18 protein-coding genes and 1 pseudogene are annotated in these 20,079 nt (G+C 70.1%); 9 read left to right on the forward strand and 10 right to left on the reverse strand.

The genetic code is table 11. The features are described from left to right. Positions 1-215: 215 nt before the first annotated feature. Genes ACFPLC_RS11725 through ACFPLC_RS11745 form a run of 5 tightly spaced genes read left to right on the forward strand, consistent with a single transcriptional unit; the run spans position 216 to position 6,247 of the window. Positions 216-1,226, forward strand: coding sequence for a glycosyltransferase family 2 protein (locus ACFPLC_RS11725; RefSeq protein WP_378203146.1), 1,011 nt, complete (start codon positions 216-218; stop codon positions 1,224-1,226). Further along, complete coding sequence (locus ACFPLC_RS11730) at positions 1,223-2,464, forward strand: ATP-grasp domain-containing protein (RefSeq protein ID WP_191312718.1); 1,242 nt, start codon at positions 1,223-1,225, stop codon at positions 2,462-2,464. The genes ACFPLC_RS11725 and ACFPLC_RS11730 overlap by 4 nt, the downstream gene beginning before the upstream one ends. Beyond that, positions 2,461-3,714 carry a hypothetical protein gene (locus ACFPLC_RS11735; RefSeq protein ID WP_378203149.1) on the forward strand — a complete coding sequence of 418 codons (1,254 nt, stop codon included), beginning with the start codon at positions 2,461-2,463 and terminating at the stop codon, positions 3,712-3,714. The genes ACFPLC_RS11730 and ACFPLC_RS11735 overlap by 4 nt, the downstream gene beginning before the upstream one ends. 23 nt (positions 3,715-3,737) lie before the next feature. After that, positions 3,738-5,549, forward strand: coding sequence for a carbamoyltransferase family protein (locus ACFPLC_RS11740; RefSeq protein ID WP_378203152.1), 1,812 nt, complete (start codon positions 3,738-3,740; stop codon positions 5,547-5,549). Next, the gene (locus ACFPLC_RS11745; RefSeq protein ID WP_378203155.1) at positions 5,546-6,247 is read left to right on the forward strand and encodes a hypothetical protein; all 702 of its coding nucleotides are present in this window, start codon (positions 5,546-5,548) and stop codon (positions 6,245-6,247) included. The genes ACFPLC_RS11740 and ACFPLC_RS11745 overlap by 4 nt, the downstream gene beginning before the upstream one ends. Here the strand turns inward: ACFPLC_RS11745 and ACFPLC_RS11750 are convergent. The 5 genes from ACFPLC_RS11750 to ACFPLC_RS11770 form a co-directional block, all read right to left on the reverse strand. Further along, the gene (locus tag ACFPLC_RS11750) at positions 6,213-6,839 is read right to left on the reverse strand and encodes a TIGR03085 family metal-binding protein (protein ID WP_378203158.1); all 627 of its coding nucleotides are present in this window, start codon (positions 6,837-6,839) and stop codon (positions 6,213-6,215) included. The genes ACFPLC_RS11745 and ACFPLC_RS11750 overlap by 35 nt on opposite strands. Before the next feature lie 48 nt (positions 6,840-6,887). Further along, positions 6,888-8,276 carry a glutamate decarboxylase gene (locus tag ACFPLC_RS11755; protein WP_378203161.1) on the reverse strand — a complete coding sequence of 463 codons (1,389 nt, stop codon included), beginning with the start codon at positions 8,274-8,276 and terminating at the stop codon, positions 6,888-6,890. 72 nt (positions 8,277-8,348) lie between these two features. Next, positions 8,349-8,825, reverse strand: coding sequence for a Dps family protein (locus tag ACFPLC_RS11760; protein ID WP_378203164.1), 477 nt, complete (start codon positions 8,823-8,825; stop codon positions 8,349-8,351). Between the two features lie 46 nt (positions 8,826-8,871). After that, on the reverse strand, positions 8,872-9,294 hold the full coding sequence (locus ACFPLC_RS11765; RefSeq protein ID WP_378203167.1) for an organic hydroperoxide resistance protein: 423 nt from the start codon (positions 9,292-9,294) through the stop codon (positions 8,872-8,874). Positions 9,295-9,493: 199 nt separating this feature from the next. Then, positions 9,494-10,042 (reverse strand): NADPH-dependent FMN reductase, encoded by a 549-nt coding sequence (locus tag ACFPLC_RS11770; RefSeq protein ID WP_378203190.1) that lies wholly within the window; start codon positions 10,040-10,042, stop codon positions 9,494-9,496. 150 nt (positions 10,043-10,192) lie between these two features. On the opposite strand from ACFPLC_RS11770, the gene ACFPLC_RS11775 reads away from it, so the two are divergent. Next, the gene (locus ACFPLC_RS11775) at positions 10,193-11,236 is read left to right on the forward strand and encodes an alpha/beta hydrolase (RefSeq protein ID WP_378203170.1); all 1,044 of its coding nucleotides are present in this window, start codon (positions 10,193-10,195) and stop codon (positions 11,234-11,236) included. Between the two features lie 149 nt (positions 11,237-11,385). Here ACFPLC_RS11775 and ACFPLC_RS11780 read toward each other — a convergent pair whose 3' ends face one another. The 3 genes from ACFPLC_RS11780 to ACFPLC_RS11790 all read right to left on the reverse strand — a co-directional run bounded on the left by ACFPLC_RS11780 (position 11,386) and on the right by ACFPLC_RS11790 (position 14,415). After that, positions 11,386-11,901 carry a hypothetical protein gene (locus ACFPLC_RS11780; RefSeq protein WP_378203172.1) on the reverse strand — a complete coding sequence of 172 codons (516 nt, stop codon included), beginning with the start codon at positions 11,899-11,901 and terminating at the stop codon, positions 11,386-11,388. Between the two features lie 398 nt (positions 11,902-12,299). Continuing rightward, complete coding sequence (locus ACFPLC_RS11785) at positions 12,300-12,908, reverse strand: acyl-CoA-like ligand-binding transcription factor (protein ID WP_378203175.1); 609 nt, start codon at positions 12,906-12,908, stop codon at positions 12,300-12,302. Next, positions 12,889-14,415, reverse strand: coding sequence for a DHA2 family efflux MFS transporter permease subunit (locus ACFPLC_RS11790; RefSeq protein ID WP_378203178.1), 1,527 nt, complete (start codon positions 14,413-14,415; stop codon positions 12,889-12,891). Before ACFPLC_RS11790 ends, ACFPLC_RS11785 begins: the two co-directional genes overlap by 20 nt. A 183-nt stretch (positions 14,416-14,598) precedes the next feature. Between ACFPLC_RS11790 and ACFPLC_RS11795 the strand changes: the two genes are divergently transcribed. Both ACFPLC_RS11795 and ACFPLC_RS11800 read left to right on the forward strand, forming a co-directional pair. Further along, positions 14,599-15,747, forward strand: coding sequence for an MFS transporter (locus tag ACFPLC_RS11795; protein WP_378203193.1), 1,149 nt, complete (start codon positions 14,599-14,601; stop codon positions 15,745-15,747). Positions 15,748-15,851: 104 nt separating this feature from the next. Further along, on the forward strand, positions 15,852-17,108 hold the full coding sequence (locus tag ACFPLC_RS11800; RefSeq protein ID WP_378235794.1) for an IS4 family transposase: 1,257 nt from the start codon (positions 15,852-15,854) through the stop codon (positions 17,106-17,108). Positions 17,109-17,357: 249 nt separating this feature from the next. Here ACFPLC_RS11800 and ACFPLC_RS11805 read toward each other — a convergent pair whose 3' ends face one another. Both ACFPLC_RS11805 and ACFPLC_RS11810 read right to left on the reverse strand, forming a co-directional pair. After that, positions 17,358-17,738: a hypothetical protein gene (locus tag ACFPLC_RS11805; RefSeq protein WP_378207988.1), complete on the reverse strand. Its 381-nt coding sequence runs from the start codon at positions 17,736-17,738 to the stop codon at positions 17,358-17,360. A 15-nt stretch (positions 17,739-17,753) separates the two neighbouring features. Then, positions 17,754-18,833: pseudogene (locus ACFPLC_RS11810) on the reverse strand (RtcB family protein); the annotation flags it as partial. A gap of 75 nt (positions 18,834-18,908) precedes the next feature. Between ACFPLC_RS11810 and ACFPLC_RS11815 the strand changes: the two are divergent. Then, positions 18,909-20,075 carry a recombinase family protein gene (locus ACFPLC_RS11815; protein WP_378235808.1) on the forward strand — a complete coding sequence of 389 codons (1,167 nt, stop codon included), beginning with the start codon at positions 18,909-18,911 and terminating at the stop codon, positions 20,073-20,075. Positions 20,076-20,079: the final 4 nt, after the last annotated feature.

The raw sequence follows: 20,079 nt of genomic DNA on the forward strand, positions 1-20,079 counted from the left end.
GCCCGAATGCCGGATGGCTCACGACTTTAGTCTGCGTCTGATCGGACTAATTCATCCGGATTCCCTCCTGATCGACGATCCGCATGCTTATAACTCGGCGATGCCGTAAAACGGCATGCTGTCCAACCGGATCCAACTGGGGGATTCATGTTCAGCATTTGCACTGTCGGTGAGCGCGCGGACACAAATCCGGCAACTCGCCGTTGGCGCCGCAGATGACCACGACTTTTCCCGACCCGGTCGACTGTGGACTCACCGTGGTCGTGCCGTGCTTCAACGAAGTTGAAAATATCGAGCCGTCCTATCGGGAAATAACCAACGAACTGGGCCACTATTCGCTAGAACTTATTTTCGTCGATGACGGAAGCACCGATGGTACGCTCGCCGGTATCCGCGCGCTCGCGGCCGCGGACCCGCGCGTGCGGTACCTGTCTTTTACCCGCAATTTCGGTTTCGAAGCCGCTTTCTCGGCCGGTTACCGGTACGCGTCCCGGCCGTGGGTCCTGCACGTCGACGCCGATCAGCAGTTCCCCGCCGCCGAGGCGGAGAAGCTCATCGAAGCGGCCCGCCAGGGCAACGACGCGGTCTTCGGGGTCCGCACCAACCGCCAGGACCCGCTGCTGCGCCGCTGGGGCACCGCCGCGTTCCACTTCCTCGGCCGCCGCGTGCTGCGCATCGAGATCCCGCCGGGGGCGACCGCGTTCCGGCTGGTCCGCACCGAACTGGCCCGCCGGATCGTCGACCTGCGGCTCGGCACGCCGTACTTCCTGGCCACGGTTCCCCGGCTGACCAGCCGGTACACCTGCGTCCAGGTGGCGCACCGGGCCCGGGAACGCGGCGAATCGAAGGTCGGTTTCGGCTTCCTGGCTTCGCACGCCATCGAGCTGTTCGTCGGGTTCACCCGGAGGCTGACGACGGCGGCGTCCGCGACCGCCCTGTCCGCGGGCGGGCTCGGGGTACTGGCCGCCGCGGCGGCGGCCTTCGGGCTGCTCGGCGCGAGCGCCACGGCCGCGTTGCTGTTCGCGCTGCTCAGCGTGCTGCTGGTCGTCCTGTCGCTGACCGTGCGCTACCTCGTCGTGGTCGGGGCGGGACAGCCGCGGCCCCGGCAGTTCTACGTCCGGGAAGCGAACTTCGCCGTCGAGGCGGACGACCGGCTCTTCACTTCGGAGGACCCGGCGGGTCCCCGGCTCATCGATGTGCAACTGGGGAAAGGCGTTTCAGCGTGACGAGTTCGAAGAACGGCCCGGCGAGAACCCTGGTGATCCTGGGGGGCGCGGACGGTTCGGTCAGCACCTACGAGCGAGCGCGGGAACTGGGGTTCCGCACGCTCTGCGTCGACGTCCGGCCCGGCGCACCGGCCGTGGCGTACGCCGACGAGTTCCTGCAGGTCAGCGTGCGCGCACCGGAGCAGATCGCGGCCGCGCTCGACGGCCGCGACGACCTCGCCGGCGTGCTGTGCCCGGCCAGCGACGTCGGCCTGCCCGCACTGGCCTGGCTGACCCGGCACTGGGGCATGCCGGATCCGCTGCCGGTGGCCGCGGTCGAGGCCTCGACCGACAAAGCCGTGTTCCGCGCCCTCTGCGACCACCTCGGCCTGCCGGGCTACCGCAGCGTCAGCGGCCGCCCCGGGCCGGAGCTGGTCCACGCGGCCCAGCAGCTGCGGTTCCCCGCCCTGGTCAAGCCGGTCGACTCCTCCGGCAGCCGGGGCGTGGTCTCCTGCCCCGGTCCGGGCCGGCTGACCAGTGCGTTCGCCGAGTCGCTCGCGTTCTCGCCGTCCGGGCGGCTGGTCGTCGAGGAGCACCTCGACGGCACCCACTTCACGATCGAGGCGCTGGTCGTCGACGGCCGGGTCGTCTTCCACGCCGTCACCGAACGGACCCTCACGCCGCCGCCGTTCTTCGTGACGTCGTCGCACCTGCTGCCCGCCGCGCTGCCGGCGGACGCCGAGCTGCGGCTGATCGAGGCCCTCGACCTGATCTGCACCGAGCTCGGCTACCGGAGCGGGCCGCTCACGCTGGACGCCGTGCTCGGCCGCGACGGGCAGCTGTACCTCGTCGAGATGGGGGCCCGCATGGGCGGGAACGGGCTCGCGGAAGCGATCGCGCAGTGCCACGGCGCCGACCTGATCGCCGCCGGGATCGCCACCGCGACCGGCGGCGAGGTGCGGCTGGACCTGCACGAACCGAAGCCCACCCTGGTGCACGTCCTCGCGTCCGACCGCGGCGGCCACCTGTCCAGAGTGGACGGTGTCGAGGACGTGCGCGCGCTGCCCGGGCTGGTCGGGCTCCACCTGTTCGCCGACGAGGGTTCCTTCGTACGGCCGTACGACCAGGCGGGCCACAAGCTGGGGTACGCCGTGCTCACCGCCGACTCGGTGCCCGAGCTGCTCGCCGCGGAGAACGCGGTGCGCGGCACGCTGAAGTTCCTGCTCCACGAGCAGGACATGGCGGTACCCCTGCCGTGACGGGCCCCTCCTCGGCCACCACCGCGCCGGCCGTGGCGCCGCCGCGGCCGGCGGTGGTGCTGCGGCTGCTCGCCGGCCGGGGCGCGTTCCGGTTGTCGGTCCAGCTGATGGGCCTGGTCCTGATTACCGCGTGGGGTGCCCGCGACTACGGGCGGTTCGCGAACGCGCTCGGCCTGATGACCTGGCTCAACTTCGTCCCGGGCGCGGCGGAGAAGGCCGCGCTCAAGGCCCTCCCCCGGCTGCGGCTGACCCGGGACGCGGTCGCCGCGCTCGCGGTCCGGGTCGCCGCGGTGCCGGTGCTGGTGGTGCTGGCCGCCATGGCCGTCTCGCTCGTGGTGGCCCCGCGCTCGGACGCGGCGCTGTACCTGACCGTGGCGGCCTGGTCGATCTCCGGCGGCCTGCTGGTGACCGTGTCCGGCCTGCACCGCCTGCGCGACAAGTCCGCATTGGACGCCTTGGCGTTCACCGCAGGCTCGGTCGTCGTCGGCGTGGTGACCTGCGTGACGTGGGTGGTGCGGTGGCCACCCGGGATGCACCTGGCCCTGCTGCTCGGCGGGCTGCTGGTGATCCTCGGCGCGTCGGTCGCGCTGCTGCCGCGGCCGTGGCTGGGCGGCGGCGGGCTGCCGGGGCACCGGCTCCTGCCGGCGTTCGGGCGCAGCACGGTCCTGCTCGGCCTGACCGAGGTGCTCGACGTGCTCGCGACGTCGACGGTGTTCGGCGTGTTCGCGCTGTCCGGGCGGACCACCGAAAGCGGCCCGTTCTACCTGGCGCTGCTCGTATCGAGCGCGTTCTGCTCGCTGGTGTTCTACCAGCTGAAACTGCACCAGCCGACGGCGTCGTGGCGGATGCGCGGCACCGGCGCGGCGGCCGGCCGGGCCCGGGCCGCCGAACTGCTGAAGCTGGTCGAGCGCGGCGGGATCGCGTTCGCCGTGCTGCTGGCCGCCGGGCTCGCGGTGCCGTCGACGCGGGCGTTGCTCACCGACGAAGACAGCTACGTCGTGCTCGGGGTGCTCGTGCTCGTCGAGACGGCGTTGTACGCGACCGGGATCTACGCGAGCTTCCTCGTCGAGAACACCAACAGCAAGGTGCTGACGCTGACGTCGGGCGCCGCCGTCGTCTCACTGGTCGCGACCGCCGCCGCCGCGGCCCTGCTCGTCCCGCCGCTCGGGCCGGTGGGCGGGTTCGCCGCGCTCGTCTTCGCGCTCGCGGTCAAGGCGGCCGTCCTGCGCCGTCTGATCCGCCGTCACTGATGTCTGCACACTGGGAGGAAGTCATGTACGTACTGGGCATCAGCAGGGTCCACGACTCGGCCGCGGCCCTCGTGCGCGACGGCGAGATCATCGCCTTCGCCGAAGAGGAACGCTTCACGCGCGTCAAGCACGACGGCGGCTTCCCCGCCGAGGCCATCAAGTTCTGCCTGGAGCAGGGCGGGATCACCCTCGCCGACGTCGACCACGTCGCCTACTACTGGCAGCGCTGGAAGGAAGGGATCCACGCGGCCAAGGTGTTCGCCCGGTACTTCCCGGGCACGCTGGAGGTCTTCCGCAACACCAACGGCGACGAGGGTGGCCGGTCCGCGGGGATGGTGGACACGTTCAAGACCGGCGGCGGCTCGGGCAGCGACGACTACCACGTCGGCGGCGCGGTCCTGGCGCACATCAAGCGCTCCTACACGCTGGAGAAGGACGTCAAGGAAGCCGTCGGCTGGACCGGTCCGACGAAGTTCAAGACGCACCTGGTCGACCACCACCGCGCGCACGCGGCCAGCGGCTACTTCATCTCGCCGTGGGAGGAGTCGGCCGTGCTCACCTTCGACGGCATCGGCAGCGACGGCACGGCCACCTACCTCGCGCACGGCCGCGGCGACCGGATCGTCGACCTGCGGCGGATCAAGTTCCCGCACTCCCTCGGCGCGATGTACGCCGGCGTCACCGGCTACCTCGGCTTCTACCCGACCCGTGACGAGGGCAAGATCATGGGGCTCGCGCCGCTGGGCGAGGACACCTACGTCGACGCCTTCAAGCAGCTGATCCACCTCAACGACGACGGCGGGTTCGAGCTGGACCTCAGCTGGTTCGGGCACCACCGGACCGGCAAGCACGTGATGGCGAAGAAGTTCACCGACACCTTCGGCCCGGCCCGGCCGAAGACCCGCGTCACGGCGGAGAACCCGGTGCCGCAGCACTACTGCGACATCGCCTACGCCCTGCAGGTGACGCTGGAGGAAGCCGGCCTGCACCTGGCCCGGTGGCTCCAGCGCGAGACCGGGTCGAAGCGGCTGTGCGTCGCCGGCGGTGTCGCGCTGAACAGCGTCATGAACGGCCGGATCCTGCTGGAGACGCCGTTCGAGGACTTCTTCGCCCAGCCCGCGGCGGCCGACGACGGCTGCGCGCTCGGCGCCGCGCTCGAGGTCTCGGTCGGCAAGTACCACCGGCCGCGCCCGCGCGAGGGCTACACCTACACCGGTCCCGAGTACACCGAGGCCGAGATGGAAGTGGCGTTGCAGGACGCCGGGGTCGAGTACACGCGCGTCGACGACATCGCCGCGCACACCGCCGCGAAGGTGGCCGACGGCCGCATCGTCGGCTGGGTGCAGGGCCGGATGGAGTGCGGGCCGCGGGCGCTGGGCAACCGCTCCCTCGTCGCCGACCCGCGCGACCCCGAGTCGAAGACGCGGATGAACGAAAAGGTCAAGCACCGCGAGGCGTTCCGCCCGTTCGCGCCCTCGTGCCTGGCCGAGCGCGCGGGCGAGTACTTCGTCAGCGACTACCCGTCGCCGGTGATGCTGCTCGTGTTCGACGTCCTGCCGGACAAGCGCGCCGAGGTCCCGGCGATCACCCACGTCGACGGGACCGCGCGGGTGCAGACCGTCAGCCGGGAGGACAATCCGCTGTACTACCGGATGATCAGCGAGTTCGAGAAGCTGACCGGGGTGCCGATGGTGGTCAACACCTCGTTCAACGACAACAACGAGCCGATCGTGGCGAGCCCGCAGGACGCCATCGCCTGCTACCTGAAGACCGACGTCGACGCGCTGGCCCTCGGCCCGTTCTGGGTGGAGAAGCCGCGGCTGGAGGAAGAGTGACCGTCCTGGATGCACCCGGTTTGGTCGCCGCGCTGTACCGGCGGCGGCAGTGGCTGTGGCTGGTGGCCGCCGTTCCCGCGGTGGTCACCACGCTGCTGATCATGGTGGTGCTGCCGCCGGACCAGACGCTGGACAACGTCGGCGACTGGGCGTTCAAGCTGTGCCCGTTCGTCTTCGCGGTGCTGACCGTGGCGCTGTTCCCGCGCGGGCGGTTCGGGCCGGCCCTGATCGTGTTCGCGGTGTTCGTCTACATGTCCTATTTGGACACGGAACTGGTCATGCGGGTCCAGCAGTTCGCCAGGGAAGCGCCCACGAACGACGACGCGTTCCAGCCGGTGTACCAGTTCGAGCTGTTCGTGACGACGTTCATCGTGCTGTTCGCGCTGCTGGCCTACCGCCTCGGCGGCGGCCGGACGGCGAACGTGCTCAAGGTCGGCGTCGCGTCGATCCTGGTGGTCATCTCGGGTGTGAACGACCTGACGTTCTGGGCGCTCAACGACGTCTGGTCGGCGGGGACGAAGCCGACCGAGCTGAAGTGGGCGTCGCACATGATCGTGTTCCTCGGCGGGCCGCCGAGCGTGCCGGCCGCGGTCGCGTTCATGGCCGTGCACCTGGTGCTGGCCGCGATCGTGGTCGCGCTGCCGGTGGGGCGGTGGGTGACGGTCAGAGTCCGCGGTTCACGGCCTGCAGCTTCGTGACGGCGGCCGCGTCGCCCTCGAAGCCGAGCTTCACGGCGTCGCGGCCGAACACGAACAACAGCAGGTCGACCGGGTCGCCGACCACGGTGACCGGGTCGGGCCCGGTCTTGACCGCCGCCTCGCGGCCGTCTTTCGTGCGGAGGGTGACGCCGACCGGCGCCTTGCGCAGGTTCAGCTTGGCGGCCTGCTTCGCCGACTTCCAGGCGGCGGCGTCCCGGGTGGGGTCCGCGGGCCGCGGTTCCCAGCCGGGCTGCGCCCGCCGGACGTCCTCGTGGTGCACGAGGAACTCGGCGGTGTTCGTGAGCTCGTCGAGCGGGCCGATCGCGGTGGGCCAGAACTTCGCCGGGCCGCTGCGGACCTGGCCCACGAGCTCGCCCCAGGGCTTGGCGGCGTAGCGGTCCTGCACCTTTCGGGTGTACCCGGCGAGCGCGGGCACGAGGATGCCGGGCGCGGCGTCCGGCCGGTGCTCCCGCACGACGAGGTGCGCGGCGAGGTCTCGCGTGGTCCAGCCCTCGCACAACGTCGGCGCATCCGGCCCGAGGTCTTCGAAGAGCGCGCTCAGCGCCCGGCGTTCGTCAGCAGCGACACCCATGGCCTCGACGTTACCCGCCGGTAGCCGCCCTGGCGATGTGGAGGTGAGCTAGTGGTGGAACGCCGTCGCCTGGGCCGGGTCCTTCGGGCGGCCGCCGAGCTGCTCCAGCTCCGGCAGCACCCGGGCCAGGTCCGCCAGCAGCAGGTCGGCCAGGTCGTGCGTGAAGCCGTTGCGGACCACGATGCGCAGCACCGCCAGGTCCGTCCGGTTCTCCGGGAACGTGTACGCCGGCACCAGCCAGCCCCGCTCGCGCAGCCGGCGGGACACGTCGAAGACGTCGAACCCGGCATCCGGAACAGTCGTGAACGCGAACACCGGCAGCTGGTCACCTCGGGTCAGCAGCGAGAACGGCCCCAGCCCGGCGATCCCGGACGACAGGTGCGTGGCGACGTCCCGCGAAGCCTGCTGCACCGCCGCGAACCCGGAGCGCCCGAGCCGCACGAAGGTGTAGTACTGGACCGCGACCTCGGCGCCCGGGCGGGAGAAGTTCAGCGCGAACGTCGGCATGTCGCCGCCCAGGTAATTGACGTTGAACACCAGCTCGGACGGCAATGCGGCCTTGTCGCGCCAGAGCACCCAGCCGACACCCGGGTACACCAGCCCGTACTTGTGGCCCGACGTGTTGATCGACGCCACGCGCGGCAGGCGGAAGTCCCACTCCAGGTCCGGGTCGAGGAAGGGGGCGATCATCGCGCCCGAAGCGCCGTCGACGTGCACCGGGATGTTCCAGCCGGTCCGCTGCTCCAGCGCGTCCAGGGCTTCCGTGATCTCCGCGACCGGCTCGTAGCTGCCGTCGAACGTCGAGCCGAGAATCGCCACCACGCCGATCGTGTTCTCGTCGCAACGGGCCACCGCCTCCTCGGCGGTGAGGTGGTAGCGGTCGCCCTCCATCGGGACAAGGCGCGGCTCGACTTCCCAGTACTCGCAGAACTTCTCCCAGCACACCTGGACGTTCGCGCCCATCACCAGGTTGGGCCGGCCGCCGCGGCCGTGGCGGTTCCAGCGCCGCTTCAGCGCCATCCCGGCGAGCATGCACGCTTCGGACGACCCCGTCGTCGAGCAGCCCATGACGTCCGCGGGATCGGGTGCGTGCCAGAGGTCGGCGAGGATGTTCACGCAGCGCCGCTCGAGCTCGGCCGTCTGCGGGTACTCGTCCTTGTCGATCATGTTCTTGTCGACGCACTCGGCCATCAGCTCGCGCGCCTGCGGTTCCATCCACGTCGTGACGAACGTGGCCAGGTTGAGCCGCGCGTTGCCGTCCAGCATCAGCTCGTCGCGCACGAGCTGCAGCGCGGTGTCCGGCGGCAGCGAGTCTTCGCGCAGCTTGTCGTGCGGCATGACGAAACCCGCGGCGAGAGCGGGGTTCGCCCCGGCGTACAGCGGATTCGTCCCGGCCGCGCGGTTCGGGCGCTCGGCGTTCCCCTGATGCAAGACCATGCCACCGAACGTACTGGCCACGCGCACGCGAAAGGGGCCGCTCCGTCCGGAACGGCCCCTTTGGTGGGAAAATCAGGCCTGCTGGGCCTGCCACATCCAGTGCGCCTCTTCCAGCGCCCGGGTGATCTCGATCAGCAGGTCCTGCGTGACGAGGTCGCTCTTGTCGGTCTCGTCGATGCGCACGCGCAGCCGCTCGATGAGGGCGGCCAGGATGTCGACGATCGCGGCGACCGTGGACTCCACCGACTGCCAGTTGTCCGGGTACTCGGGCACGCCCGAGCTCTCGACGACGGTCTTGGCCTTGCCGTTCGGCGAGATGCCGATGGCGTTGGCGCGCTCGGCGACCTCGTCGACGTACTGGCGCGCGGTGTTCACGAGCTCGTCGAGCTGCAGGTGCGCACTGCGGAAGTTCGACCCGACGACGTTCCAGTGCGCCTGCTTGGCGATGAGGGACAGGTCGACCAGATCGACCAGCGTCGCCTGCAGGGCGTTGCCGGTGATCTCCTTGTCGGCCTCGGAAAGCGGGCTCTTGATCGGAGACTTGCTCATCTGGTGGTGATCCTTCCTCGTACTGGTTCGGACCGGGGGTGGCGGGTCAGACGGTGGCGGAGAGCGCGACCTCGATGTTGCCGCGGGTCGCGTTGGAGTACGGGCACACCTGGTGCGCCTGCTCGACCAGCTGGTCGGCCTGGGCCTGGTCGAGACCCGGCAGCGAGACGTTCAGCGCGACGCCGAGGCCGAACCCGACCTCCTGCTTGAGCACGCTGACCTCGGCGGTCACCGTCGAGTCGGTCAGCTGCACCTTCGCCTGGCGGGCGACCAGCTGCAGAGCGCTGTGGAAGCAGGCCGAGTAACCGGCGGCGAAGAGCTGCTCGGGGTTGGTCTTGTCCCCACCGGGCCCGCCCATCTCCTTCGGGACGGCCAGCGACTCGTCGATGACGCCGTCGGAGGACGTCACTTCGCCGTTGCGGCCGTCGCCGCGCGCCGTCGCCACCGCGGTGTAAAGCGCCTGACCCATGCTCAGCCTGCCTTCTGTCGCGGACGCCCCACAGCGAGCGTCTCACTGGGCACAACATCCCGCACCCGCGGAACGGTGCCCCCACATGGCAGGCATCACGTCTGATTACGTACCCGGCGCCCCCAGGGCGAAACGTCTGTGCCCGAATCGGGGCTCCGCCCCGAGCCGGGGGCTCCGCCACCCGGAACCCCCGAAACCCTCATGTGGCGCGCGTCACCGCGAATTCGGCGACCTGCCGCCCGATCAGGCGAAGGGTGCGGACGCTCTTCTCGTCGGAGGCGTCGCCGGCCTCGTCGAACTTGGTCTCGGCGGAGTTGATCGAGCCGCCCAGCGGGGTGGCCCAGCCGCGCAGGGCGTGCGTGATGGTGCGGAGCTGTTCGAGCGTGGTCACCGCGGCCTGCCAGCCGTAGGCGACGGCGGCGAGGCCGACCGCGCGGCCGTCGAGGTACGGGCGGGTGTCCCCGCGCAGGTCCTCGACGTAGTCCAGGGCGTTCTTGACCAGGCCGGACAGCGCGCCGTGGTAGCCCGGCGAGACGACGATGAGCCCGTCCGCCTCCCGGATGGCCTCCACCAGCCGGGTGGCGCGCTCGTCGCGCTCGGGGACACCGGCGTCGTAGAAGGGCAGCACGAGTTCGGGACCGGTGAGCAGCCGGGTCCGGACGCCCACCTCGGCGGCGCCGTCGAGCGCGATCTGCAACGCGCGTTCGGACTGGGAGCCCTCACGCAGAGAGCCGCCGATCCCGAGCACGTTGATCGTCCTGGCTGAAGTCACGTTTTCAGGCTAACGCCTCTACTTAACTGGAGGACCAGACTCTGGGACCGAGGTGCCGGTCACAGCTGGACCAGCTACCTACTGACAAGTAACCTCCCGTGCAGCCCCGAAGCTGATGGAGGAACCATGGCGATCCCGCTCCCGGTCCGCGCCCAAGCCGCCGCTTCGCAGCTCGCGTTCTGGCTGCCCACGCCGGTGCGGCGGGCGGTCGCGGGCCGGCCCGTCCGCATCGACGGCCAGGACCTCGCGCTCGACGCCCAGCTCCTCCTCCGGCTCCAGAAGATCGCCCGGGCCGAGCTGGTGCAGGGCTCGGTCGAGCGGTCGCGGGCCCTGCTCGACACCGGCAGGCACCTGGTCAGCGGCAAGCCGATCGAGCCGGTCTCGGTGCGGGAGATCGCCGTGCCAACCCCGGATGGCGACCTACCGGCGACGCTCTACACGCCGGTCGGGCTGCCCGAGAAGTCGCCGCTGCTGGTGTTCTTCCACGGCGGCGGCTGGGTGATCGGCACCCGGTCGAGCCACGACAACGCCGCCCGGTTCCTGGCCAAGCACGCCGGGGTGCGGGTGCTGTCGATCGAGTACCGGCTGGCCCCGGAGTTCCCGTTCCCGGCGGCGACGGAGGACGCGCTGGCGGCGTTCGAGTACGCGGTGGCGAAGGCGGGCGACCTCGGCGCCGACCCGGACCGCATCGCGGTGGGCGGCGACAGCGCGGGCGGCAACCTCGCGGCGGTGACGGCCCAGCAGGCGGTGCGCCGCGGCGGCCCGGTGCCGGCCTTCCAGCTGCTGATCTACCCGGCGACGGACTTCGCGCGGCGCTACCGCTCGCAGGACCTGTTCGCCGAGAACCTGTTCCTGACCGACGTGCACATGAAGTGGTTCGAAGGCCACTACGTGCCCGAAGGCACCGACCTGACCGACCCGCGACTCTCGCCGCTGCACGCGGAGCACCTGAGCGGGCTGCCGCCGGCGCTGGTCGTCACGGCGGGGTTCGATCCGCTGCGCGACGAAGGCGAGGCGTACGCGGAGAAACTGCGTGAGGCGGGGGTCCCGGTGGCGTTGCGGCGGCACGAGGACCTGATCCACGGGTTCATCAACTTCACCGGCGTCGGCACCCGCTTCCGCGAAGCGCTGGCGGAGACGGCGGGCGCCCTCCGGCAGGGCTTGCACTGACCCGGGCCCGGCTGCAGTGAATGACTCATTCCTGGCGTCCGACGCCAGGAATGAGTCATTCACTGCAACGTCGCCGGCCGGAACGACCCGGAGCCCGGCGCGGAGAAATGTCCGCGGCCGGGCCCTGGTCCCCCGGTTTCCCGCGGTGGCTACGAACCCGGTACCGGTATCGGCAGCGGCGGCACCGGCAGGGACCCGAGCAGGCCGCCCAGGATGCCGGTCAGGGCACCCAGCAGGGCCTTCAGGAGGTCGCTGACCATCTTCAGCGGACCGGGCAGGTCCGGGATCGGCGGCAGCGGCAACGGCGGCATCTGCCGCGCCTTCGCCGCCGGGTCGCCCAGCAGCCGGGTGGACTCGTCGGCGCGGCCCTTGGCGAGGCCGGCCAGCTGCCCGGTCTCGGTCTGGACCGTGTAGCGCTTGCCCGCCGCGATGTCCGCGAGCACCGGGCTCAGCTGACCCAGGTCGGTCCGCGTGGCACCGACGTCACCCGCGTACGCCACCTTGGTGAGGTCGTCACGCATCTGGAGCACCTGCGCGGCGAGGGCCTGGGTACCGGAGGAACCCTTGCCCCCTTCCGGGCTCGCCGACGCGATCCCCGCCGTCGCCACCGCCAGCAGACTGCCGGCGGCCACCAGGGCGATGGTTCGCCCGAACTCGAATTTCATTCCTTACCTCCTGGCGTCGAGACCTGACGAGGTAAATCGATACTCCCCGTGTCGGAGACAGGCCACCCGATCACCGGTTCGGAATGTTTAACACCCTTACGTGCCGGATTTGAATGCCCTGAACTGGCCCGCATCGGATTAACCGCGAAACCTCGAACATCACCCCGAAGATCATCATGACCGAATCCGAGGATCACTGCTGGTAGTCGCTGTCCACTGTAGAGCGCTTCGGCAACCCACCCGAGTGTAAACCGTGATCATTTAGCTTCATCACTCCGTCGGAGCGCGCGTCTCCACTGCTCCAGATGGGGGCGTTCCCCACGCTCACACCGCCACCCACACGGTTTCCCGCGAGAGGGCCGGGGAAATGCGAAATCAATTCCGGAATTCGCCGCTGCTCACAGCGGCATCCCCGCCTCCAGGTGGGCGACGGCGCGGTCGACGATCACCAGCGTGTCGGCCTCCGGGTCCGCCGCCGCGCCGAGGAACGCGGCCAGGACCACGCCGACCACCGCGCCGGCCCAGTTGCGGACCTCGAAGTCGTCCGCGGCCCGGCCGGTGCGCCGCGCGGCCAGGCCGGCCAGCACGTCGATGCCCTCGGCGAACTTGTCCATCACCGCGCTGCGCAGCTCCGGCTCGCGGAACACGAGCCGCTGCCGCCGTCGTTCCCGCTCCCACTCCCCGGCGGGCAGCTGCTCGCGGATGAAGTTCATCGTCGCCCGCAGCGCGCCGATCGGGCTCAGCTCGGGCGGCTGCGCGACCGCGGCCTCGACGAGCAGCGGGTCGAACGGGTCGTAAAGCACCGTCGCCTCCTTCGTCGGGAAGTACCGGAAGAAGGTGCTGGGGGAGATCTCCGCCGCGGCCGCGATCTGGTCGACCGTCGTGGCGCTGTAGCCCTGCTCGTCGAACAGCCGCAACGCGTGCCGCTGGATCGCGGCCCGCGTCTTGGCCTTCTTGCGCTCGCGCAGTCCTACGGGCTCGGTGGGCTCAGCCGGCGACGACGTCATGCTCCGATTCTCGCGGCCGCCCGTCCGCCGCCGTCCGGCCGGGCAGGAACACCAGCGCAAGCAGCGCCCCGGCGACGCCGAGACCGGCGCACACCCACAGCGTCGCGGCCATGCCGTCGGTGAACGCGGCCCGCGCGGACGCGGCCAGCTCGGGCCGGCGCAGCTGCCCGGCCACGGCGACCGCACCGGAGGCGCTGCCGCGGACCACGTCGGCGACCGGTGCCGGCAGGCCACCGACGTCGACGCCGTCGCGGTAGGCGCTGTTGAGCACCGTGCCCAGCACCGCGACCCCGATGGTGCCGCCGACCTGGCGCAGCACCTGGATCAACGCCGAACCGGCGCCGGAGCGGCCTTCGGTGAGCGCGCCCATCGCCATCGTCATCAGCGGCGGCAGCGTGGCCCCGGTGGCCAAGCCGATCACGAGCTCCCAGCCCACGGTGGCGCCGTAGCCACCCGACGGCGACGTCGTCGAACCCCACCCCAGCCCGGCCGCGAGCAGGCCGAACCCGCCCGCGACGACCGCGCGCACGCCGACCGCGGCGACCAGCCGTTCGGCGACCTTCGCCGACACCAGCATCCCGCCGATCAGCGGCAGCAGCCGGACGCCGGTCTGCAGCGCGTCGGCCCCCTGCACCGCCTGGAACAGCTGCGGCAGCACGAACAGCAGGCCCATCAGCGCGAAGGACGCGACCGTGGCCAGCACCGCGCCCCAGACGAACCGCGGCTCGCGGAACAGCGCGAGGTCGGTGAGGGGCGCGGCCACCCGCGTCTGCGCCCAGCAGAACACCGCCACCAGCGCGGCACCCAGCCCGATCAGCCCGTACGTCACCGGATCGGCCCAGCCGTGCTCACCGGCGTGGACGAAGCCGTAGGTGAGCGAGACCAGCCCCGCGGCTGAGAGCGCGATGCCCGTGAAGTCGATCCGGCCGCGACCGGAGCCGGGGGTGAGCGGCAGGAGGAACAGCACCGCGACCACACCGACCGCCGTCAGCGGGACGTTGATGAGGAACACCGAGCCCCACGCGAAGTGGTCGAGCAGCCAGCCGCCGAGCAGCGGCCCGAGCGGAATGCCGGCGAACATCGCCATCACCCAGGTCGTCAGGGCCTTCGCCCGCTCCTCCGGCGGGAACAGGATGTTCAGCAGCGAGAGCGAGAGCGGGATGAGGAACGCGGCGCCGACGCCGAGCCCGGCGCGGGCGGCGATCAGCTCGCCCGGGGAACCGGCGTAGGCGCACCACAGCGAAGCCAGCCCGAACGCCGTGAGTGCGCCGAGCAGCAGCTTCTTCGGCCCGAACCGGTCGCCGAGCAGGCCGGCGGGCAGCAGCAGCGCGGCCAGGGCCAGCGTGTAGGCGTTGCCGAACCACTGCAGCTGCGTGGTCGTCGCGCCGAGGTCGACGGCCAGCGTCGGCACGGCGACGTTGAGCACGGTCAAGTCGAGCCCGATGGTCAGCAGGCTGACCGCGAGCGCGCCGAGCGCCCACCACCTGCGTGGATGCGCTTGAGTCATAGCTACCCCCACTTGATAGTGACTACCAAGTGATAGTAACTCTCATAATTTTCCGGCGCCAGGGGTGGCCGCGCGGAAATAAGTTGCACGCGCGTACCACCTTGGGTTCTCATCGAGGACGTGCCGCTGCAGCCCTATCGCCGGGTGCTCTCCGTGCCCCGCGTTCCCTCGACGATGGCCCTGATGTTCCTGGCGCGCCTCCCGATGACCATGAACGGCGTGCTGCTGACGCTGTACATCGTCACCGGGCTCGGCCGCGGCTACGGTGCCGCCGGGCTGGTCGGCGGCGGGGTCACGCTCGGGATGGCGCTCGGCGCGCCGCTGGTCGGCCGCTGCTTCGACCGGTACGGGCTGCGCCCGGTCGTCGCGGTCTGCGGGATCGGCACCACGGTGTTCTGGATCCTCGCGCCCCACCTGCCCTTCGAGGCGCTGGCCGTGGTCGCGGTGCCGGCGGGGATGCTTTCGGTGCCGGCGGGCTCACTGGCCCGGCAGGTGCTGGCCACGCTCGTGCCGCTCGAGCAGCGCCGCGCGGCCTACTCGCTCGACACGATTTCGATCGAAGCGACGTTCATGATCGGCCCGGCGGCCGGCATCGCGGCCATCACGGCTTTTTCCCCGACGTGGACACTGAGCGCGCTCGGCGTGCTGTTCGGCGGCACGGCGTTCCTGATCTGGCTGGTGAACCCGCCGATCCGCGAGGGGGCGGGCGCCGCGGAGGAGTTCGGCCCGCGGCCGCCGCTGCGGAGCTGGCTCACCGGTCCGCTGGTGGGGACGCTGCTGATCGCGGGGGGTGCCTTGTTCGTGCTCGTCGGCACCGAGCTGGCGACGCTGGCGGCCCTGCGGGCGAACGGCGATCTCGGCGTGACCGGGCTGGTCATCGCGGTGATGTGCGCGGCGTCGATCCTCGGCGGCATCCTGCACGGCGCGGCGAAGCGGACGCTGCCGCAGGGCGTGCTGATGCTGCTGCTCGCGCTGCTGGTGGTGCCGGTCGGCCTGGCGGACCACCCGTGGTGGCTGCTGATGCTGGCGCTGATCCCGACCAACCTGCTGTGCGCGCCGACGCTGGCGGCCACGACCGAGACGGTCAGCAGGCTCGCCCCGGCGCAGGTCCGCGGCGAGGCGATGGGCCTGCAGGACTCGTTCACCCGGCTCGGCCTGGCCGTGGGCGGCCCGGTGGTCGGCTTCGCGATCGACCACTCGAGCCCGGAGTGGGGTTTCGCGGCGGCCGGCCTCGGCGGCCTGGTGATCGCCTCGGCCGGCCTGCTCCGCCGCCGGACCCCGGCACCCGCCCCGGAACCGGAGCTGGCCGAAACCCTGCCGCGGCCCTCGTGAGTGGTAAGGCGGGTTAGAACCCAATGCCGCTTAGCTTAAGTTGATGTTGTGCTGGTCGGTGTGGTGCTTCTGGCGGTGTCGGTTGGCTGGTTAGTGTCGCTGCCGTGAGCGGGATTGGTGGCGGGTGGGCGGACTCGATGTCGGTGGGGGTGCTGGCCACGGCGGTGCCACGGGACGCGGTGGACACTGCGATCGCGGTGACCCGCCGGGGCGCGAAGCGCTCCGGCGGGAAACTGCCCCCGCACGTGATGGTGTACTACGCGATGGCGCTGTCGTTGTTCGCCGACGACGATTACGAAGAGGTCATGACCCGCCTCGCCGGCACGCTGGCCTCGTGGGGATGCTGGGATCCGGGCTGGGACATTCCCACCACAGGCGGGATCACCCAGGCCCGCCAGCGGCTGGGCGCCGAGCCGCTGGCGGAGGTGTTCGACACGGTCGCGGTCCCGGTAGCCGATGAGCTGACCCAGGGCGCGTTTCTGGGGCCATGGCGGCTGATGAGCATCGACGGATTCGAGTGGGACGCCCCCGACACCGACGCCAACGTCGCCGAGTTCGGGTATTCCGGCGGCACCGGCGAGAAAGCATCCGCGTTTGCAAAGGTTCGGGTACTGACCATCGCCGAGTGCGCCTCCCACGCAGTCGTGGCCACCCGGATCGGCGGGCGCGGGACCGGCGGGAAGCGCCAGGGCGAACAGACCCTGGCCCGCCGGCTCTGGCCCGCACTGGCCGAGGACTGGCTGCTGATCGCCGATTCCGGTTTCTACAGCTACCAGGACTGGAGCAAGGCGGCCGCCACCGGCGCGGCCCTGCTCTGGCGGCTGCCCGCCACGGTGAAGACCCCGAAGCTGATGGATCTGGACGACGGATCCTACCTGTCGGTACTGATCAACAAGACCGTGCGCAGCACCACCCGCCGCGCCGAGATCCTGCAGACCGCCCGCGACGGCGGTGACCTCGACCCCGCCGAGGCGACCGTGGTGCGCGTGATCGAGTACACCGTGCCCGACCGCGGACCCGACCCGGACGAGGTGATCCGCGTGATCACCACCATCGGCGATCCCGCCGACGCCCCGGCCGAGATACTCGCCCAGGCCTACCACCAGCGCTGGGAGCACGAGACCGGCAACGACCAGCTCAAAACCCACCTCCGCGGCCCCGGCCGGGTCCTGCGATCGAAAAGCCCGGACATGATCCGCCAGGAAATCTACGGCTACCTGCTCACCCACTACGCCATCAGCACACTGATCTGCCGAGCCGCCACCGAAGCCGACATCGACCCCGACCGGGTCAAATTCCTGCGCACCGTCCGCCTCGTTCGCCGCCAGACCACCTCCGGCCCGGCGGCCTTTTCCCCCTAACCAGCAGACCAGAACACTCACCACCGCCATCACCACCCGCCGTCACCTCAACCCGCAACGCCGGCACAGAACCTACCCACGCGTGGTCAAACGAGCCCGCCACACCGCATACCGGATTAAGAAACCCACCGACACCGGCACCCACCACAACGGACCCGCCACCATCACCCTCACCACCGCCGCATGATCAACACAAGCTAAGTGGCATTGGGTTAGAACCCGCCTTACCACTCACGAGGGGAGGCCTCGCTAACCGCAGGCGGCGCGGAGCGCGTCGAGCTTCGTGAGGTTGCGCTGCACCCACTGGGCGACGACGCCGGCGTCCTCGATGTGTTCCTTCTGCACCTGGACGTACGAGTCGGCCATGCCGAGCAGCGCGTTCTTGACGTCCTGGTCCTGGACGTTCCCCGCGAGCTCGCGCAGCCGTCGCTCCTTGTCCTCGGCGCGCGCCTGGAGCCGGGCCGGGTCGACCAGCGGGTTCAGGTCGGCGAGCCCGAGTGCCTCGGTGCACGCCGCGACCTTGTCCGCCGTCCAGCCCCCCTGGTCGACCGCGTTGCCGACCTCGCTGCACCCGCTCAGCAGCAGTGCGGCCGAAGCCAGCAGCGCGGCCGTGATCCCACCCCTCGTCATGGCGCCAAGGTACCGTCAGCCCTTGACGCAGACCACCTGCTTGAGGTGCGCGACCACCTCGACGAGGTCCGTCTGCGCGCGGATCACCGTTTCGATGTCCTTGTACGCCGCCGGGATCTCGTCGACCACGCCGGAGTCCTTGCGGCACTCGACGCCGGCCGTCTGCGCCGCCAGGTCGTCGGCGGTGAAGAGCTTCTTCGCCTTATTGCGCGACATCCGCCGCCCGGCGCCGTGCGAAGCCGACTGGAACGACGAGTCGTTGCCCAGCCCGCGGACGATGTACGAACCGGTCCCCATGCTGCCCGGGATGATCCCGAGGTCACCCGATCCGGCGCGGATCGCGCCCTTCCGGGTGACGAGCAGCTCGACGCCGTCGTAGGTCTCCTCGGCGACGTAGTTGTGGTGGCACGAAATCGCGTCGTCGAAGGTGACCTGCGGGAGCTCGTCGCGCACCGCCTGCTTCACCAGCGCGACCATGGTGGCGCGGTTGCGCGCCGCGTAGTCCTGCGCCCAGAACAGGTCACGCCGGTAGGCCTGCATCTCCGGCGTGCCGGCGACGAACACCGCGAGGTCGGGATCGGGCAGGTCGGCGTTGTGCGGCAGCTTGCGCGCGACGGCCATGTGCCGCTCGGCCAGCTCCTTGCCGATGTTGCGCGAACCCGAGTGCAGCATCAGCCAGACCCGGCCCTCGTCGGCGCCACCCTGCTCGAGGCAGACCTCGATGAAGTGGTTCCCGCCGCCGAGGCTCCCGATCTGCCGCGCGGCCCGGTCGTGCAGCTCCTGGACGCCGCTGTGCAGGTCGCCGAACTGCTTCCAGAACGCGTCCCAGCCGCCGACGCCGTGCACCTTCGCCGGGTTCACGGGCGTCTTGTGCAGCCCGAAGCCGACGGGCACGGCCGACTCGATGCGCCGGCGCAGCTTGCCGAGGTCGTCGGGCAGATCCTTCGCCGTGAGCGACGTCCGGACAGCGCTCATCCCGCACCCGATGTCGACCCCGACGGCGGCGGGCGAGACGGCGTCACGCATGGCGATGACGCTGCCGACGGTGGCGCCCTTGCCGTAGTGGACGTCGGGCATCACGGCGACACCGTGCACGCCGGATTGCGGGACGTACATGTCCCCTTCGTGCCCCTTCCCGCCACTGAACAAGGCGGGGGAAGGGAGAACATTGTGACCTCACTCGCGAGGCTGGAGAAGTCGCTTCGGGTCCGCCTGTACCTGCGGATCTCCGACCTGACGGACACGTCGACGTCGATCGCCCGGCAAGAGAAGGCAGGCCACACCAAGGCGGACGCGCTCGGAGCGACCGAAGTAGTCGTGTCGAAAGACGAAGACAAGTCGGGGTACGACCCGAACGTGTCGCGCCCCGGGTTCGATGAAGCCTTGGAGGACATGCGCACAGGTCGCGCCGACGTCCTGATCGTCTACAAGGTCGACCGGGCCACCCGTCAAGGCATCGCGGCAGCCTCCGAGATCATCAAGATCGTGTACTCCACCGGGTGCCGCTTCATCTCGATCACCGACGGAATCGACTCGGTCAACGAGGGCTGGGAAATTCAGCTTGTGATCGCTGCACAGCAAGCGCACAAAGAATCGAAGAACACTTCGATTCGCGTTGCCGACCTGCGAGCGTTTGAGCGCGACGCGGGGCGCTGGATGGGGTCTCGCCCGACCGGTCACCGGATCACGCCGGAGCGAAAGCTGACACCGCACCCTTGCGAAGCCCCGATGCTACGCAAGGCGTGCGCTCAACTCCTGAAAGGCAAGACCGGAACGGAAGTTATCCAGTGGCTCAACCGTCAGGGCTACGACGCACCGATGTGGGCCAACCGCAAGGAACGCATCCTAACCCTGGAGGCAAAGGGAGAACCACTAAAGGCGCAGAAGCTGCGAGAAAAACCGCTCAAGTCCGTAAATTCATGGAAATGGAACACGCTTCGACAAATTATTTTGTCTCCCACAATCGTCGGACTCATGCCTCACGACGGTCAGATCTATCGGCACAGCGAGACGGGCGAGCCGATCCGCGTGGGCGAAGAAATCCTGAAGCTTGAGGATTGGGTACGACTGTGCGAGATGTTTGGCCCCGATCCTGAGCACAAGAAACGCCGAGCGGCTACACCTTCGAATAAGTCACATGAAACCAGCAGGGTGGCTACCTGGTTGCTGAAAGACTATGTCGCCTGCGGTGAATGCGACTCGCGGATCATCTTCGACACAGTACGCGCCCACGGCAGCCTGCGCCCGCGCTACCGATGCCAGACGGGACAAAACACGTTCGGCGGCAAGTGCCCGGATGCACTATGCAGGGTCCCGCACTGGAACAAATGGTTGTAGACGC

The sequence above is a fragment of the Amycolatopsis plumensis genome (assembly GCF_042652605.1).
In the GTDB taxonomy this organism is placed as follows: domain Bacteria; phylum Actinomycetota; class Actinomycetes; order Mycobacteriales; family Pseudonocardiaceae; genus Amycolatopsis; species Amycolatopsis plumensis.

Bases quoted from the DNA above. Each gene is read 5' to 3' on its own strand.
- ACFPLC_RS11765 (WP_378203167.1), bottom strand. From the start codon at position 9,294: ATGGGTCAGGCGCTTTACACCGCGGTGGCGACGGCGCGCGGCGACGGC.
- ACFPLC_RS11805 (WP_378207988.1), bottom strand. From the start codon at position 17,738: ATGACGAGGGGTGGGATCACGGCCGCGCTGCTGGCTTCGGCCGCACTG.
- ACFPLC_RS11780 (WP_378203172.1), bottom strand. From the start codon at position 11,901: ATGAAATTCGAGTTCGGGCGAACCATCGCCCTGGTGGCCGCCGGCAGT.
- ACFPLC_RS11760 (WP_378203164.1), bottom strand. From the start codon at position 8,825: ATGAGCAAGTCTCCGATCAAGAGCCCGCTTTCCGAGGCCGACAAGGAG.
- ACFPLC_RS11790 (WP_378203178.1), bottom strand. From the start codon at position 14,415: ATGACTCAAGCGCATCCACGCAGGTGGTGGGCGCTCGGCGCGCTCGCG.
- ACFPLC_RS11740 (WP_378203152.1), top strand. From the start codon at position 3,738: ATGTACGTACTGGGCATCAGCAGGGTCCACGACTCGGCCGCGGCCCTC.
- ACFPLC_RS11775 (WP_378203170.1), top strand. From the start codon at position 10,193: ATGGCGATCCCGCTCCCGGTCCGCGCCCAAGCCGCCGCTTCGCAGCTC.
- ACFPLC_RS11750 (WP_378203158.1), bottom strand. From the start codon at position 6,839: ATGGGTGTCGCTGCTGACGAACGCCGGGCGCTGAGCGCGCTCTTCGAA.
- ACFPLC_RS11755 (WP_378203161.1), bottom strand. From the start codon at position 8,276: ATGGTCTTGCATCAGGGGAACGCCGAGCGCCCGAACCGCGCGGCCGGG.
- ACFPLC_RS11725 (WP_378203146.1), top strand. From the start codon at position 216: ATGACCACGACTTTTCCCGACCCGGTCGACTGTGGACTCACCGTGGTC.
- ACFPLC_RS11785 (WP_378203175.1), bottom strand. From the start codon at position 12,908: ATGACGTCGTCGCCGGCTGAGCCCACCGAGCCCGTAGGACTGCGCGAG.
- ACFPLC_RS11795 (WP_378203193.1), top strand. From the start codon at position 14,599: ATGTTCCTGGCGCGCCTCCCGATGACCATGAACGGCGTGCTGCTGACG.